Origin of the sequence: Xenorhabdus bharatensis, from assembly GCF_037996705.1 — a bacterium.
Classification (GTDB): Bacteria; Pseudomonadota; Gammaproteobacteria; order Enterobacterales; family Enterobacteriaceae; genus Xenorhabdus; species Xenorhabdus bharatensis.
In genome coordinates this window covers 1-16,770 of record NZ_JBBMXG010000010.1, presented here as the reverse complement: position 1 = coordinate 16,770, position 16,770 = coordinate 1, and the positions used below count along the sequence as shown (strand labels likewise).

General features: G+C 43.9%; 16 protein-coding genes. 10 read left to right on the top strand and 6 right to left on the bottom strand.

The genetic code is table 11. The annotated features are described in order from the left end of the window. Window positions 1-16: 16 nt before the first annotated feature. The 6 genes from rng to AAC855_RS10880 form a co-directional block, all read right to left on the bottom strand. Entirely contained in the window at window positions 17-1,486 is a 1,470-nt protein-coding gene (gene rng / locus AAC855_RS10905; protein ID WP_340609597.1) for a ribonuclease G, read from the bottom strand. Continuing rightward, window positions 1,483-2,070: a Maf family protein gene (locus AAC855_RS10900; protein ID WP_340609596.1), complete on the bottom strand. Its 588-nt coding sequence runs from the start codon at window positions 2,068-2,070 to the stop codon at window positions 1,483-1,485. The genes rng and AAC855_RS10900 overlap by 4 nt, the downstream gene beginning before the upstream one ends. 80 nt (window positions 2,071-2,150) lie before the next feature. Next, entirely contained in the window at window positions 2,151-2,639 is a 489-nt protein-coding gene (mreD, locus tag AAC855_RS10895; RefSeq protein ID WP_340609594.1) for a rod shape-determining protein MreD, read from the bottom strand. After that, window positions 2,636-3,694 carry a rod shape-determining protein MreC gene (gene mreC, locus AAC855_RS10890; protein WP_340609592.1) on the bottom strand — a complete coding sequence of 353 codons (1,059 nt, stop codon included), beginning with the start codon at window positions 3,692-3,694 and terminating at the stop codon, window positions 2,636-2,638. Before mreC ends, mreD begins: the two co-directional genes overlap by 4 nt. A 120-nt stretch (window positions 3,695-3,814) precedes the next feature. Continuing rightward, window positions 3,815-4,858 (bottom strand): rod shape-determining protein MreB, encoded by a 1,044-nt coding sequence (gene mreB / locus AAC855_RS10885; RefSeq protein WP_086113213.1) that lies wholly within the window; start codon window positions 4,856-4,858, stop codon window positions 3,815-3,817. 43 nt (window positions 4,859-4,901) lie between these two features. Continuing rightward, on the bottom strand, window positions 4,902-5,042 hold the full coding sequence (locus AAC855_RS10880; protein WP_340609591.1) for a hypothetical protein: 141 nt from the start codon (window positions 5,040-5,042) through the stop codon (window positions 4,902-4,904). Between the two features lie 588 nt (window positions 5,043-5,630). On the opposite strand from AAC855_RS10880, the gene acuI reads away from it, so the two are divergent. The 10 genes from acuI (at window position 5,631) to AAC855_RS10830 (ending at window position 15,604) form a co-directional block, all read left to right on the top strand. Next, window positions 5,631-6,605 carry an acrylyl-CoA reductase (NADPH) gene (gene acuI / locus AAC855_RS10875; protein WP_340609590.1) on the top strand — a complete coding sequence of 325 codons (975 nt, stop codon included), beginning with the start codon at window positions 5,631-5,633 and terminating at the stop codon, window positions 6,603-6,605. A 223-nt stretch (window positions 6,606-6,828) separates the two neighbouring features. Then, window positions 6,829-7,281 carry a type II 3-dehydroquinate dehydratase gene (aroQ, locus tag AAC855_RS10870; protein WP_340609588.1) on the top strand — a complete coding sequence of 151 codons (453 nt, stop codon included), beginning with the start codon at window positions 6,829-6,831 and terminating at the stop codon, window positions 7,279-7,281. A 30-nt stretch (window positions 7,282-7,311) separates the two neighbouring features. Continuing rightward, window positions 7,312-7,770, top strand: coding sequence for an acetyl-CoA carboxylase biotin carboxyl carrier protein (gene accB, locus AAC855_RS10865; protein WP_099122280.1), 459 nt, complete (start codon window positions 7,312-7,314; stop codon window positions 7,768-7,770). Window positions 7,771-7,792: 22 nt separating this feature from the next. Then, window positions 7,793-9,142, top strand: coding sequence for an acetyl-CoA carboxylase biotin carboxylase subunit (gene accC, locus AAC855_RS10860; protein ID WP_340609587.1), 1,350 nt, complete (start codon window positions 7,793-7,795; stop codon window positions 9,140-9,142). A gap of 153 nt (window positions 9,143-9,295) precedes the next feature. Then, window positions 9,296-9,538, top strand: a complete 243-nt coding sequence (locus AAC855_RS10855; protein ID WP_340609586.1) for a YhdT family protein — start codon at window positions 9,296-9,298, stop codon at window positions 9,536-9,538. Continuing rightward, window positions 9,528-10,973: a sodium/pantothenate symporter gene (panF, locus tag AAC855_RS10850; RefSeq protein ID WP_340609585.1), complete on the top strand. Its 1,446-nt coding sequence runs from the start codon at window positions 9,528-9,530 to the stop codon at window positions 10,971-10,973. Before AAC855_RS10855 ends, panF begins: the two co-directional genes overlap by 11 nt. A 65-nt stretch (window positions 10,974-11,038) precedes the next feature. Continuing rightward, window positions 11,039-11,920, top strand: a complete 882-nt coding sequence (prmA, locus tag AAC855_RS10845; protein ID WP_340609583.1) for a 50S ribosomal protein L11 methyltransferase — start codon at window positions 11,039-11,041, stop codon at window positions 11,918-11,920. A 283-nt stretch (window positions 11,921-12,203) separates the two neighbouring features. Continuing rightward, on the top strand, window positions 12,204-13,187 hold the full coding sequence (gene dusB, locus AAC855_RS10840) for a tRNA dihydrouridine synthase DusB (protein ID WP_099109617.1): 984 nt from the start codon (window positions 12,204-12,206) through the stop codon (window positions 13,185-13,187). 7 nt (window positions 13,188-13,194) lie between these two features. Then, window positions 13,195-13,491 (top strand): DNA-binding transcriptional regulator Fis, encoded by a 297-nt coding sequence (gene fis, locus AAC855_RS10835; RefSeq protein WP_010847912.1) that lies wholly within the window; start codon window positions 13,195-13,197, stop codon window positions 13,489-13,491. Window positions 13,492-14,374: 883 nt separating this feature from the next. Further along, complete coding sequence (locus AAC855_RS10830; RefSeq protein ID WP_340609581.1) at window positions 14,375-15,604, top strand: DUF1266 domain-containing protein; 1,230 nt, start codon at window positions 14,375-14,377, stop codon at window positions 15,602-15,604. The last annotated feature ends 1,166 nt before the right edge of the window (window positions 15,605-16,770 follow it).

The following is a 16,770-nucleotide window of genomic DNA, read 5'->3' as shown; positions in this document are numbered from 1 at the left end:
CTCAAAAGACTGGCAGTTACATCATAACAACATCAAATTGTTCCTGACTGTACAGCTGCTCGGCCTGTACTTTTACGGGCTTACCCACAAAGATTTCCACCTCAGCCAGAGCGTGAGAGTGTTCTCCTTTAAGGGCTTCACTCACAGCATGGGAAGAATAGACCAGAAAACGATCGGCATTAATGGCGCGATGAACACGTACAATTTCCCGTAAGACTTCATAGCATACCGTTTCAACCGATTTCACGGTGCCGCGCCCCTGACAAGTCGGGCAATTATCACATAAAATGTGCTCAAGGCTTTCCCGCGTGCGTTTACGTGTCATTTCCACCAGACCAAGCTGAGAAAAACCATTAATGGTCGTTTTCACGCGGTCTTTACTTAGGGCCTGTTCCAAAGAAGCGAGCACCCGCCGACGGTGTTCCCCATCAGCCATATCGATAAAATCAATGATAATGATCCCACCCAGATTGCGTAGCCTCAACTGACGGGCAATCGCCTGAGTCGCTTCAATATTAGTATTAAAGATAGTCTCTTCTAAGTTTCTATGCCCAACAAAAGCACCGGTATTAATATCAATAGTCGTCATGGCTTCAGTTTGATCGATAATCAGATAGCCACCTGACTTTAATTCTACTTTGCGCTCCAGTGCACGCTGAATTTCCGTCTCCACACCACAGAGATCAAATATCGGCTGATTTCCCTGATAATGTTCCAGCTTGGCATTCATTTCAGGAATATATTCATCAATGAATTCCTGAACTTGCAGGTAGGTCTGGCGGGAGTCAACCCGGATGCGATCAAGAGAATCTTCAGCAAAATCACGTAAAATACGCTGTGCTAATGCCAGCTCACCATAAACCTTAGTTTTCGTGATATTCCGTTTTTTACGCTCAATGACCTTACTCCACAGGCGCTTCAAAAATGCAGCATCCTGCTCAATTTCCTCTTTTCTTACCCCTTCGGCGGCAGTGCGGATAATAAACCCGCCATGTTCATCGCAATAATCCATCACAATGGATTTCAGCCGATCGCGTTCTTCTCCACTCTCAATTCGCTGAGAAACACCAACATGGGAGGCTCCCGGCATAAAAACCAGATAGCGTGAAGGCAGGGTGATATCGGTTGTCAGGCGGGCCCCTTTGGTACCGAGAGGATCTTTGACGACCTGAACAAGCAGATCCTGCCCCTGACTGACCAGCTCAGCAATATCCCTGACATTAAAATTTTTCCGCTCCTCACCGGCAATACATTCCGTATGAGGCACAATATCTGAAGCATGCAAAAAGGCGGCTTTCTCCAGCCCGATATCAACAAAAGCCGCCTGCATACCGGGCAAAACCCGGCTGATACGGCCTTTATAAATATTACCCACTATCCCCCGTTTAGCTTCCCGTTCAATATGAACTTCCTGCAAAATACCGCCATCGATATAAGCAACCCGCGTTTCGGATGGTGTTACATTGACTAATAACTCTGCTGTCATAAGTGCTCCTTCCCATCAGCTAACGCCAAAAATCGTGTGATTAATTCATACGTTTCAACCAGTGGCAAGCCGACAACAGCGTGGTAACTGCCATTAATCTTTCTGACAAAACAACCGCCTTTACCCTGAATACCGTAAGCGCCGGCTTTATCCATTGGTTCCCCAGTTGCAATATATTCCTGTATTTCACGTTGGGATAAAGGGCGAAATATCACATCTGTAATCACTAACTCACTTAAGGTATGCTGACTGTTCGATAAAGCAACAGCCGTCATGACCTGATGATTCTGCCCTGACAGCGCCTGTAACATTTCAGCTGCATGTTGCTCATTATGGGGTTTTTCCAGAATACGGTTATTCAGCACAACAATCGTATCCGCGCCCAGAACGGGGAGATCATCCGGTGCAATTGCCACACCCGCCTTTGATTTTTCTCTGGCCAATCGTTCGACATACTGCTGCGGAGACTCTTCTTCCTGCCATTTCTCTTCAACCTGTGGTGTCAGGATCTGAAAATTAAAATCCAGCAGTTCCACCAGCTCACGCCGCCGTGGTGAGCCAGAAGCCAAGTAAAGAGTTTTCATAGTGAGTCATCCTTTCTGTCAGTTCATTTAAAAGCGGTTCATTTATATAAAAGCTGTTCATTAAAAAGTAGAACCCACCTTTAACGAACTGAAAATTGACGGCGGATTTTCCGCATTAATAAGAATATCCAGGGCCAGAGAATACCATTGACCACGCCATTCCAGAATACTTCAGAATGGAAAATAGTCTGTAGGATCAGTGCATGAGTCAGAAAAACACAGAGATTTATCAAGGTTGAAAGCACCATGACAATAAGTGATTGTTGCCAGAGTGCCATATTGCGGATGAGCTGAAATTTGAAGGCCACCAAAAAACTGACGAGACTAAAAGCCAGTGCATGTGCACCAAGAATACTACCCTGCAATAAATCAATCAGGATACCCAGAATAAACCCGGTGCCAACACTGATACGATGAGGAATAGCAAGCAGCCAGTAGATAAGGCATAACACTGGCAGAGTGGGACGGAATACATCAACTTGTTCCGGCCACGGCATACTCTGTAAAACCATTGCTACCAAGAAAGACAACCAAACAACCCAGAGACCACGTCCGTGATACTGACTCATCGGCGATTCTCCGTAGCTGATAGTGTATTACCTGACGGGGCGGCTGAAAATGATTGCCTGGCCACTGGTTTATTTCCGTTATTATCCTTTCCACTCGCCTCTCCACCTGAACCTTCTGGCAAAGAGTGAGGTTTTTCAACAGCCGGATTGGGCAATACTTGTGGCAACATCTGCTTTATGCGTTCATTTGCGGCTCGATAGACTTCAGAAGGCGGCAACGGTTCAGACGGATTATTATCCGGCCCCCATACCAACAGGAGATAACGCAGGCGGCGCAATTCGGCCAAAGGACGGGCGTGAATAACGGTATGAGCCCGCTGATTGTCTATCTTGACAGAAGAAACGACTGCTACAGGATAACCTTCTGGAAATCGCCCACCCAGACCAGAAGTCACCAGTTCATCACCGACCCGGATATCCGTGTCACTCGGTAATGGTTCAAGGTGCAGATCATCGGCACAGCCTGTACCACCTGCAATCACCCGGATATCATTACGTAATACCTGAACCGGCAGGGCGTGAATCGGATCGCAAATCAGTAACACCCGGCTACTTAGCTGGCTGACTGAAACGACCTGCCCGACAACACCGCGATCACTAACAACCGGCTGCCCTTCATAAACGCCATCTTTGGCGCCTCTATCAATCACAATTTGATCGCGATAAGGATCCAGACCACGGGCAATTACCTGAGTAGCCATCATGTGTTCATCATGACGCAAAGGTGAACCCAACAATGAACGTAACCGGATGTTCTCCTGTTTTAATTGATCCAGAAGTAATAATTTACTGTCCTTCCTCCGTAATTCATTGCGCAGGGAATAATTTTCTAATTCAAGTTGTTTACGGTCAGCCAAAGAATCAGAAATGCCATCTAAAAACTGGCGGGGGCCATTGGCAATAAAATAAAAAGGACTCACTGCCGTATCCATATAGCTACGGACTTTATGGAAAAAATCAAACCTGCTGTCTACCAAAACCAAAATAATGGCAATAACAACAGCAAAAAAGAGTCGTAATTGTAGGGAAGGCCCTCTGCTGAAAATTGGCTTCATAAGTTGCGCATTATTGAGCGGTTTCGTGTCATAAACAATAAAAGAGTCATAAACGATACACTTTTGGATAAACAGCAAGGAGGCACCGATAAACTGGCCTCCCAGCTCGCAGAGTTATTTTCAGTCTTCGCTGAATAAATCGCCACCGTGCATGTCGATCATTTCCAGCGCTTTACCGCCACCTCTGGCAACACAGGTCAGTGGATCTTCAGCCACAATCACGGGAATACCTGTTTCTTCCATCAGCAAGCGGTCAAGATTTCGTAACAATGCGCCACCACCGGTCAACACCATGCCTCGTTCTGAAATATCAGAAGCCAGTTCTGGCGGACACTGTTCCAGTGCGACCATAACGGCGCTGACAATACCGGTCAGCGGCTCTTGCAGGGCTTCCAGAATTTCGTTGGAATTCAGTGTGAAACTACGTGGTACACCTTCAGCAAGGTTACGGCCACGTACTTCGATTTCACGGACTTCATCCGTTGGGTACGCAGAACCAATTTCATGTTTAATGCGTTCTGCTGTCGCTTCACCAATCAGTGAACCGTAGTTGCGGCGGACATAATTGATCACCGCTTCATCAAAGCGATCCCCACCGATACGGACAGAGGAGGAATAAACAACACCATTGAGGGAGATAACTGCAACTTCTGTTGTACCACCACCAATGTCAACAACCATTGAACCTGTTGCTTCTGAAACAGGCAAACCTGCACCGATTGCAGCCGCCATTGGCTCTTCAATCAGAAAGACTTCGCGTGCACCTGCACTTTGGGCTGATTCACGAATAGCCCGACGCTCAACCTGCGTCGCTCCTACTGGTACACAAACCAGCACACGCGGGCTAGGGCGCATAAAACTGTTGTTATGAACCTGTTTAATAAAATGCTGCAACATTTTTTCCGTGACATAAAAATCAGCAATCACACCATCCTTCATTGGTCGGATAGCTGCGATATTCCCCGGAGTACGTCCCAACATCTGTTTTGCTTCCAGCCCTACGGCTGCAACGCTTTTTGGTGAACCGGCCCTGTCTTGTCGAATAGCAACAACAGAGGGTTGATCCAAGACAATTCCCTGACCTTTAACATAAATAAGGGTATTGGCAGTACCCAAGTCAATGGACAAATCATTGGAAAACATGCCACGAAATTTCTTTAACATAACGAAAGGATAATCCTGCAAGCTGGGGACGGATGTTGTCCGTCTACTCTATCAACCACATGAAGCAGCGACAAGGCGCATCATTAACTACTTTTACTACTTCAATGAAAGTGGCTACGTTATTCACATCAGAAACACGATATTCTACGTTACTTTTTTCTGACAGAGCAGAAAAAAACTGCATAAAAATGGGTTAATTCCACCAATAACCCCGTCACTGAACCCTAAAATGTCCAAATGCCCTAAAAACCAACATTATAGTGTATATAGTGCATCCCGCGATGTTACTGACTCACTTTTTCTATGTTGACCTATAATGATTTCAGCAAGTTCAACAAAAATTAATTTTTCCTCAAATATTTTGATTTCTCTTGCTACCACCCGCCAATATCGCGATTCAATAAGTTAGGCAAAGAGGATTCATTAAATACCGGTTCTATCTTCATCATCCGAAAGAAAAATTGTTCTTCGTCGACACTGATAAATGAGTAATCGGCAGATCATTCTGTTGATTATTGAACCAATAAGATATAAAAACAAAGGCATTATTAATAAGTAAATTATCAATATTGAAATCATTATCAGGCGTATTTATCTTTCAGCACGCATCCAGAATAAAAATAAGTAATCACTGTTTTGCGACTATTCATCACAATATTGCAGACTACCCGTTTCTGCATTTTTAATTTTATCTATATTGAGAATGTCACAAAAAATGAAATCATGAGAATCGTGATGGTGTCATACTCAAAATCCATCAGAGGGAGAACCTATGAAAGCATTACTACTGGAACAGCACGATACATTATCCGCTTCTATTCAGGATATTGACACAACCCAACTTCCACCCGGTGATGTTATCGTCGATATTCACTGGTCAACCCTCAATTATAAAGATGCACTTGCGATCACCGGCAAGGGGAAAATCATTCGTCAGTTTCCGATGATACCGGGGATCGATTTTTCCGGCGTTGTTCGTCACTCAGAAGATCCCCGCTTTCATATCGGCCAGCAAGTTTTATTAACAGGCTGGGGTGTGGGTGAAAATCGCTGGGGTGGTCTGGCAGAACAGGCCAGAGTCTCAGGTGAATGGCTGACACCATTGCCAGCGGGTTTAAGTACCAGACAGGCCATGATTATCGGCACAGCCGGTTTCACCGCCATGCTATGTATTATGGCGCTGGAACAGGGAGGTATAACCCCTGAAAGCGGCGAAATCGCAGTCACAGGTGCCACTGGTGGGGTCGGAAGCACAGCAATTACCCTGCTCTCCCTATTAGGATACTCTGTTGTTGCCATCAGCAGTAAACCCGAAAGTCAGGAATATTTACTTTCTCTGGGAGCAAAAGAAATTCTGCCGGTTTCAGACTTCAACCAACCCGCACGACCGCTGGAAAAGCAGCGCTGGTCAGGTGTTATTGATACAGTCGGTGGTACAATTCTGGCCAAATTGCTGGCTCAGGTATCCCACAACGGCACCGTAGCTGCCTGCGGGATGGCAAGCGACATCAACCTTCCTACCACTGTCATGCCATTTATCTTGCGTAATGTCCGCTTACAAGGTGTTGAGTCAGCAATAGTATCAGCCGCCGATAGACCAAAGATCTGGGAGCGGTTACAAAAACTGTTGCCGGAATCTTTTTATCAACAGACCGCAAACGAAATTTCATTAGATCAGGTGATCGAGCACGCCAATAAGTTGGTAAACAATCAGGCAACAGGCAGAACAGTGGTAAAGATCCGCTGAAACTATACCGATAAACTAGAACTATGCCGATAAACTTAAGTCTAATAATATCAAGCCCGAAAAGCTGATAAGACCAGTATTTTGCTGCTAAATGTTACGATATGTTTATAATGTCGGGCTTTATCGTCAAATTTACAAATATTGATAATAGAAAAAGATGACAAACTGCTGTCATCGAGTTATCTTGAACGATTGTTGACAGATTGCCGGAGATCCCCGCACAATGGCAGACAAGTTTCGCATTTTACTCTTGAACGGCCCCAACCTGAATCTGTTGGGAACGCGAGAGCCAGAGACCTACGGCAAGTTAACGCTTGATGACATCGTCAGCAAACTGTCAAAAGAAGCTCACCAGTCGGGTATTGAATTATTCCATCTGCAATCCAATGCAGAATCTCAACTGATTGAGAAAATTCATACTGCGCGGGGGAATACAGATTTTATTCTGATTAACCCTGCGGCATTCACGCACACCAGCGTAGCGCTACGCGATGCACTTCTGGCGGTGGATATTCCATTTATTGAGATCCACCTCTCTAATGTGCATGCCCGCGAGCCATTCCGCCATCATTCATATCTTTCTGATATTGCCGTTGGCGTGATCTGTGGTTTGGGTGCTGATGGTTATAGTTTTGCATTACAGGCAGCGGTCAACCGCTTGTCAAAATCCAACTAATTTACATAAATAGAGTACGGAATCACACTCATGGATATTCGTAAGATAAAAAAATTGATCGAGCTGGTTGAAGAATCTGGCATTTCTGAACTGGAAATTTCTGAAGGTGAAGAATCAGTTCGCATCAGCCGTACTACGGCTGTTCAGGGCATGCCGATCACTCAGCAATACATCTCTGCGCCTGTTCAACAACCTGCTCCCGTTGCAGCACCGGCACCGGCTGCTCCCGCAGCACCAGCCGCAGCAGAGATCAGCGGTCATACCGTTCGTTCCCCAATGGTTGGTACGTTCTACCGTTCTCCAAGCCCGGATGCGAAACCTTTTATCGAAATCGGTCAGCATGTTAATCAGGGTGATACCCTGTGCATCGTTGAAGCCATGAAAATGATGAACCAGATCGAAGCTGACAAAACCGGCGTCGTGAAGGCAATTCTGGCACAAGACGGTCAACCTGTTGAATTTGACGAGCCATTGGTCATCATCGAATAAGCGCATCACGCGGGAAAAACCCATGCTTGAGAAAATAGTCATAGCTAACCGCGGTGAAATCGCACTGCGTATCCTGAGAGCCTGTAAGGAACTCGGGATCAAAACTGTTGCTGTGCACTCTGCGGCAGATCGTGATTTGAAACACGTCCTGTTGGCAGATGAAACGGTCTGTATCGGCCCTGCCGCATCAGCAAAAAGTTACCTGAATATTCCGGCTATCATTTCTGCGGCTGAAATCACCTGTGCACAGGCAATCCATCCGGGTTATGGATTCCTGTCTGAAAACGCTGATTTTGCTGAACAGGTGGAGCGTTCCGGTTTCACCTTTATCGGCCCGAGAGCAGAAACTATCCGCCTGATGGGTGATAAAGTTTCAGCCATCAGCGCGATGAAAAAAGCCGGTGTACCTTGTGTTCCCGGTTCTGACGGCCCATTGGGTGATGATACTGAGAAGAACAAGAAAATCGCACAGCGCATCGGTTATCCGGTGATCATCAAGGCTTCCGGCGGCGGCGGCGGGCGTGGTATGCGTGTTGTCCGCAGTGATAAAGAGCTGGAACAATCTATTGCCATGACGCGTGCTGAAGCTAAAGCCGCTTTCAATAATGACATGGTTTACATGGAAAAATTCCTTGAAAATCCTCGTCACGTTGAAATTCAGGTACTGGCTGATGGTCAGGGCAATGCTCTTTATCTTGCTGAACGTGACTGCTCCATGCAGCGTCGTCACCAGAAAGTTGTGGAAGAAGCTCCTGCGCCGGGTATCTCTGCTGAGCTACGCCGCAGCATCGGTGAACGTTGTGCCAATGCTTGTATGGAAATCGGCTATCGAGGAGCGGGTACGTTTGAATTCCTGTATGAGAACGGTGAGTTCTATTTCATTGAGATGAACACCCGTATTCAGGTTGAACACCCTGTTACCGAAATGATTACCGGTGTGGACCTGATCAAAGAACAGCTACGCATTGCTTCCGGTCTGCCACTGTCCATCAAGCAGGAAGATATTGTCATCAAAGGCCATGCTATCGAATGCCGTATTAATGCCGAAGATGCAAAAACATTCTTGCCAAGCCCGGGCAAAATCACCCATTTCCACTCTCCGGGTGGGTTCGGCGTACGCTGGGAATCCCATATTTATGCAGGATATACCGTACCGCCATATTATGACTCCATGATCGGCAAACTGATCACTTATGGAGAAACCCGTGAAGTGGCGATTGCACGCATGAAGAATGCACTGGCAGAACTGATCATCGATGGCATCAAAACCAATATCGATTTGCAGATGTCCATCATGAATGATGAAAACTTCCAGAAAGGCGGAACCAATATCCACTATCTGGAGAAGAAACTGGGCCTACATGATAAGTAAGGCTTTTTTCTGACATCGTTATTCTGCATAAAATCCCATCTTTTCAAGATGGGATTTTTTATGGCATGGTTTTTGTCGCACATTTTCTTCTGAATAAATCTGGCTGTTACCGTACAATTCCTTCCTTTATTTTTCTGCTTTCCCGGAGAATCAATGGACAAAAGATTTGTTCAATCTCATAAAGAAGCACGTTGGGCCGTATTCCTGACGTTAGCTTATCTTGTGGGTTGGCTACTGAGCGCCTATCTACCCAGTGATACAACCGGATTAACCGGATTACCACACTGGTTCGAACTGGCTTGTTTAGCATTACCTGCACTTTTCATCATCCTGTGCTGGATGATGGTGAAATTTATCTTCAAAGAAGTTCCTCTGGAGGATGAAGATGCAAAATGAAGTCATTCTGCCTCTGGCAGGATATCTGGCACTGGTTTTTCTGCTCTCATTCTATGCCTATCGCCGTCGCCAGACGGGGGAATTCCTGAATGAATATTTTCTTGGCAGTCGCTCAATGGGTGGTTTTGTACTGGCAATGACCATTACAGCAACATACATCAGTGCCAGCTCATTCATTGGTGGCCCCGGTGCAGCCTACAAATATGGCATCGGTTGGGTGCTGCTATCCCTGATCCAACTGCCGGCAATCTGGCTCTCCCTCGGCGTACTGGGGAAGAAATTTGCTATCCTCGCCCGTCGTTATGATGCCGTAACGCTCAATGACATGCTATATGCGCGCTACCAGAGCCGCATTCTGGTCTGGTTTGCCAGCGTGAGCCTGTTGGTGGCCTTTGTCGGCGCTATGACAGTACAGTTCATTGGCGGTGCCCGCCTGCTGGAAGCCGCAGCCGGTATTCCTTACGGTACAGGTCTGCTGATTTTTGGTCTTTCCATCGCGCTCTACACAGCATTTGGCGGCTTCAGAGCCAGCGTACTTAATGATGCCTTACAAGGGCTGGTTATGCTGTTAGGAACGATACTGCTGCTTGTTGGCACGATCTATAAAGCTGGTGGACTGTCAGAAGCGGTTTCGACACTGCGTACTATCGATCCTAACCTGGTTTCTCCCCACGGCGCTGACAATATTCTTAGCGGCCCTTTTATGGCCTCCTTCTGGGTACTGGTCTGCTTTGGTGTCATCGGGCTGCCACATACCGCTGTGCGTTGTATTTCTTACCGCGACAGTAAAGCTGTCCACCGTGGTATTATCATCGGCACTATCGTCATGGCTATCCTGATGTTTGGGATGCACCTTGCCGGTGCGCTGGGTCGTGCGATCATCCCCGATCTGACAGTTCCCGATCAAGTGATCCCAACCCTGATGATCACCGTCCTGCCGCCTATCGCTGCCGGGATCTTTCTGGCTGCGCCGATGGCAGCCATTATGTCAACAATTAACGCCCAACTGCTGCAATCTTCAGCAACTATCGTTAAAGATCTCTACTTGAATTTGTTCCCGCAGCAGATCAAACAGGAGAAAAAACTCGCTCGCATCTCCAGTTTTTCTACCCTGTTTCTGGGAATACTGCTACTACTGGCGGCATGGCAACCACCTGAAATGCTGATCTGGCTGAACCTGCTGGCCTTCGGCGGATTACAGGCTGTGTTCCTCTGGCCACTAGTATTGGGCCTGTACTGGGAGAAAGCCAATGCACATGGCGCGCTGACTTCCATGCTGACAGGAGCAATAAGCTATACCCTATTAGCCAGCTTTAGCATTAACCTCCTCGGATTCCATCCCATTGTGCCATCATTGCTGCTGAGCTTATTGGCATTCGGAATAGGAAATCTGTTTGGGAGTAAACAGATACAACAAACCGCCGCATCACAGTGACGGCGATATTTTTTAGCCTGATTTTTAATCATTTTCATACATATTGCGTTTAAAAGAGAATTTTTATGCCTTGGATACAACTGAGATTAAACACCACGGGACAACAAGCTGAATCACTCGGTGATGAACTCGTAGAAAGTGGCGCAGTGTCCGTGACCTTTCAGGACAGCCACGATACGCCAATTTTTGAACCTCTGCCGGGAGAAACCCGTTTATGGGGAGATACCGATGTCATTGGGTTGTATGATGCAGAAACCGATATGAAAGCTGTCGTCAGCCAACTGGAGCAGGTTCCTCAACTGGGTAAAGGTTTTCTCCACAAAATTGAACAGCTGGAAGATAAAGACTGGGAGCGCGAGTGGATGGATAACTTCCACCCGATGCGTTTTGGTCATCGCCTGTGGATCTGCCCAAGCTGGCGGGAAGTTCCTGAACCTGATGCCGTTAACGTTATGCTGGATCCGGGACTGGCCTTCGGAACCGGAACACATCCAACCACCTCTCTTTGCCTGCAATGGCTAGATGGCCTTGACTTGCAAGGGAAAACCGTTATCGACTTCGGCTGTGGATCCGGCATTCTGGCTATCGCAGCCCTGAAACTGGGCGCCAAACATGCTATCGGTATTGATATTGACCCTCAGGCAATTCAGGCGAGCCGGGATAATGCAGAGCGTAATGGCGTTTCTGAGCTGCTGACACTCTACCTGTCTAAAGATCAACCTGACAACTTAGAATGTGATGTTGCTATCGCTAACATTCTGGCTGGCCCATTGCGTGAACTGGCTCCTGTTATCGGCTCATTACCAAAATCTGGTGGATTATTAGGCTTGTCCGGTGTACTGGTAAGTCAGGCTGAAGGTGTTGCCGAAGCCTATAACAATGAATTCATTATCGATCCAATCGCCGAACAAGAAGAATGGTGCCGCATTACCGGGGTTAAAAAATAATCAACAAACTACTATTGAAAAACAGGATTATCCACTAAAATGATCCTCTGGGGGACAAATTGGTGGTAATACATACTATTTGTCATGAGAAATATAGGTAACAATAAATTTCGTCAAAAATGCGTAACTTAATGTTATTAAAGGATAAATAGAAAAGTTTGAAAAAATCAACTGGAAAAATTCCGTTAAAATACCGTTTCGCTCAAAGTTTGGCCTTTCATATCTTGTGAAAAATGCGTAATATACGCGCCCTTAGTCACAGTTGGCCACTCTTTCTTCGCCTATGCGTATCGGACAATACCAGTTGAAAAACTGTCTTATTGCAGCCCCTATGGCTGGCATAACGGATCGCCCGTTTCGATCACTATGCTACACCATGGGTGCAGGTATGACAGTCTCAGAGATGCTTTCTTCCAACCCTCAGGTCTGGAAGACGGATAAATCCCGGCTACGTATGGTTCATCGCGACGAACCCGGAGTGCGTTCTGTACAGATTGCCGGTAGTGATCCCGATGAGATGGCAGCGGCGGCGAAAATCAACGTCGACAATGGTGCTCAGATCATCGATATCAATATGGGGTGCCCAGCCAAAAAGGTTAATCGTAAATTGGCAGGCTCAGCATTACTGCGTTATCCAGAACTGGTTCAAAAAATCCTTTCTGCGGTAGTCAATGCGGTTGATGTACCTGTTACATTGAAGATCCGTACAGGATGGTCACCGGAAGAACGTAACTGTGTAGAAATTGCCCAATTGGCTGAACGTTGTGGTATTCAGGCGCTTACCATTCATGGCAGGACTCGTTCTTGTCTGTTTAATGGTGAAGCCGAGTATGACAACATTCGGACAGTTAAGCAGACTGTTGCTATTCCAATTATTGCTAATGGCGACATTACTGACCCGCTAAAAGCCAGAGCAGTGCTTGAATACACCGGGGCTGATGCCCTGATGATAGGCCGCGCTGCTCAGGGAAGACCCTGGATCTTTCGGGAAATCCAGCATTATCTGGAAACAGGAGAATTGCTGTCACCAATGCCCCTTGGCGAGGTGCAGCGTTTAATGAACGAGCATGTACGAGAACTGCACGACTTTTACGGTCAAGGCAAAGGAGTTCGTATTGCACGTAAGCATGTATCTTGGTATCTCAAGGAACATGCTCCTGATGACCAGTTTCGGCGCTCATTCAACGCCATTGAGGATGCCAGCGAACAGCTGGAGGTGTTGGAAGCATACTTCGAAAATTTTTGCGTAAATAAAGAAAAGAGCTGACAGAACTATGTTCGAACAACGCGTAAATTCTGACGTACTAACCGTTGCTACTGTAAATTCACAAGATCAGGTAACTCAAAAACCTCTGCGTGACTCAGTTAAACAAGCACTGAAGAACTATTTTGCTCAACTGAATGGTCAAGACGTCAATGACCTGTATGAGCTGGTACTGGCTGAAGTAGAGCAACCACTGTTGGACATGGTGATGCAATACACCCGTGGTAACCAAACCCGCGCAGCGCTGATGATGGGAATCAACCGCGGTACTCTGCGTAAGAAACTGAAAAAATACGGCATGAACTGATCCTAGTCCAGTAACATGTTGTTTAAGAAGCACTTTCTCTTTTGGGAAAGTGCTTTTTTTTTATTTTTGTTTATACAAATGTTTATACACAGAAAAATGTTTCTAATCCGCTGGGTATGAGCAAATAGGCAAAGGGAAAACTTGGGAACAAAGAAAAAAGCATGGGAACAAGAAATGCGTCTTTGTTATCTCAGGCCTTAAAATTTCAGATGGTGATTACTTGTTATATAAACAGGTACTACATCTTCAAGAATCTTTATCAACTGTGGATCCATATAGAGATAATCATCTGGAATATTGAGAACATGTTCGTCGTATATTTAAGCAGGCGGAAAAACTCAGCTTTTAACCAATTTTTATGCTTCTGTTCCAGAACACAAATAATATCAGCCCAACGAATAAGATCAGCTATCACCTGCTTTTAGCATTACTGCTTGTATACACCATGAATTTCAAGATACGTCGCAGCCCCAAGGGCGTTCATCCCCGGGAGCATAGATAACCGTATCTTTATAAAAACTGTGATCGGGGTGAACGAGCGCAGCCAACAAAGAGGCAACTTGAAAGACGAAGTGTATATTCATATCTTCATTATTTTTATTAAGCCCAGCGAACTCTAATAGTACGGGACAAAATAGCTAATAATAAAATTTCAGTTTATCGCTATTTCATGAAGATTGAGTGGTAAAAATAATTAACTACCTTTATTAATGCAATTAGTTATTTCTTTTATATCAGAAGAATAAACTTAATTAAGAAGGTACTAACTCTCATTTCTACTTTTCCTATATCAGATAGTTTATTATCCAGTTAACGCCATAAAAAATAACTTTAATTTTATAATATAGAGAAGTTTCGATGACTCATTCAGGATATTATTTTTATGTCAGATAAATTAATAGATACATGGATTGAATTACATAATTCAACATCAGAAGAGCAAAAGGGAAAACTTTTTATTGAGTTTTTAAAACTATTTCACTCATCAGATTTTTGGCTTATCAGCTCCATTTCTGAGGAGAGTCGTGACTACTCGTTTTCGATACAGGAAGATCCTGAATTTCATTTCAGACCCTATATTGTGGCTTACCTTTCGGAAGAAAATCCGGCTTCATGGCATAATGCAGAATCTATCAATAATAACCCTGAAAATTTTCATCAATTCGGTGCTGAATACTTGTACTATCTTATTGACGAGTTTCAATGCGATCTCGTTATCTACAATGGTGATAGTTACGTTATATTTGATCAAGATACACTGACGCATATAAAAAATTCAGCACAAACTGCAAATGGTATACCAGAGGAAAGAAACGAAATATATCTCCCTCATAACCCACAGCCTTTTTCAACCTCTGATTGGGGCATGATACTGGGTGCTCCCTATGCCTACTTTAATGGATGGAATTGTAATGATTATTCTCCAGAAGAGGATGATGGTGGTTTGTCATCAGCTTGGGGAATTGAAAATCGGCAAGATCTCGTTTTCCAGTTATTTAAACTACTTATTAACGGACATGCTGCTGATTATTACAAAATGCGAGATGAACTCAGTGAATTATCAAAACCGGAATTTGATGAAATTTTAGTGGGCGTCCAGCAAAGTGATATGAATGCATCCGATAAGCAAGAAAGCATCTGGCGTTATACCATGATGTATAACAATGAAAACGATATTCAAAATATCCAATATTTGGCCTGGGACTATGTTCGTTTCAGTATGTTGTGCCTGAACGGATGCAAGTTGCAATATATCACGGAACAGGAAGCTAAAAACTGGACACTCATGCTCGCACCACTGCTACGAATGGTTTATAGCGGATGGGACGATCTGTGGTACAACTTTGCGCTCACACGCTGGTTTTGGGCATCCACTGATGAAGGCTGGGCTGAGTGCCAGTCTGAATATATTAGTATTATCCGTGCATTGCTAAATGACCCAAATAGCCCAACGATTGCGATCGATTGGAATAGTGAGTTACCGCCGATCGAAACCCATTCATTTGCTCAAGCGTTAACTGAAGTTTTAGCCGAACAAAATCCAAATGGTGAGGTTAATTTTAATGAAGTGCATGACGCCATTAGAGAACAAGTCAGGGCTGATGGTCTATAAGTCGTAAGAAAACAGTGATTATCTGTGTTCACTGATTATGCAATTCACTTCGGTAACTATATGAATATAAACGCCAGCACTATCTGGTTGGCGTAATTTCATTCTCATTTATCGCATCTTACTGCTATTTCGAATAAATATTTAATTCTGGTGAACATATTGCCCCCCAAATATCACTATTGATATTTAATGCAGGTATTCTGAATTAGATGTGGTGAAAATGAGTTAAACGGCGAGAAATTCATCTGTATATGCTATTAGATGAGAAAATTATCGACGATAAAATAAGGTTTATTTTTCAGCTTATATAATAGGCTAAAATAGATAATTTTCACCATCTCTCCATAAAAAAGTCCTAGTTATATTAATATGCACATTGTCAGATGACGAGATAGAAATCAGTGACTTTTACTTACTTTTAGTCAATTTTATGAGGAAAGCTCTAAATAAACAGCTTTTATAACAATTGAGTTTATAAAGTAAACACGTGTAATTAAATAAAAAATATCCCATTTGCAGAAATAGATATAATACATTGATTTTATTTTAAAAATTAAACAAGGAGATAAAATCATTGATAAAAAAACGAGCTGTATCCGAAATGTTCAAAAGTGCGAGTAAACTGAAATTTCTTGCGAAATAAGAGGAAATTCAGTGGAAAAGGTTTTTATAAGTAATATTTTCTAATAAAAATTTGTAATTTAGCAATAATCATCCAATGAAAGATTCAAATATATTTATTTAACCTAAATATGTAAAATTTTGTTAAAAAACAAAACATTTTATACCAAACTGTTCGGTTTGGATTTATAATCTACATTATCTATGCGGTATAGAATTAAGTTCTGTATATGAAAGGATGATGTAATATTAATTCTGGTTAATTTGGATGCTATTGAGTTATGATAATTAACAATTTGTTATCATCAATACTATTTGAAAGAGATTAAATATGTGAATAACAAAAAAAATTCATATATTATAATAAATTAAGTGGAATGTTATTTGATATGTAATGAAATTTGACTTAAGTAATGTTATATAGGATTATGTTTACAGTTTGGTATATTTTGTTTAGTTTCTGACCTTAGAAAGCTTCTTTAAAAATCAAAAATATGCCAAATAATGGCGATTTGTTTATAAAAAATTATATTATTGGATTTTTA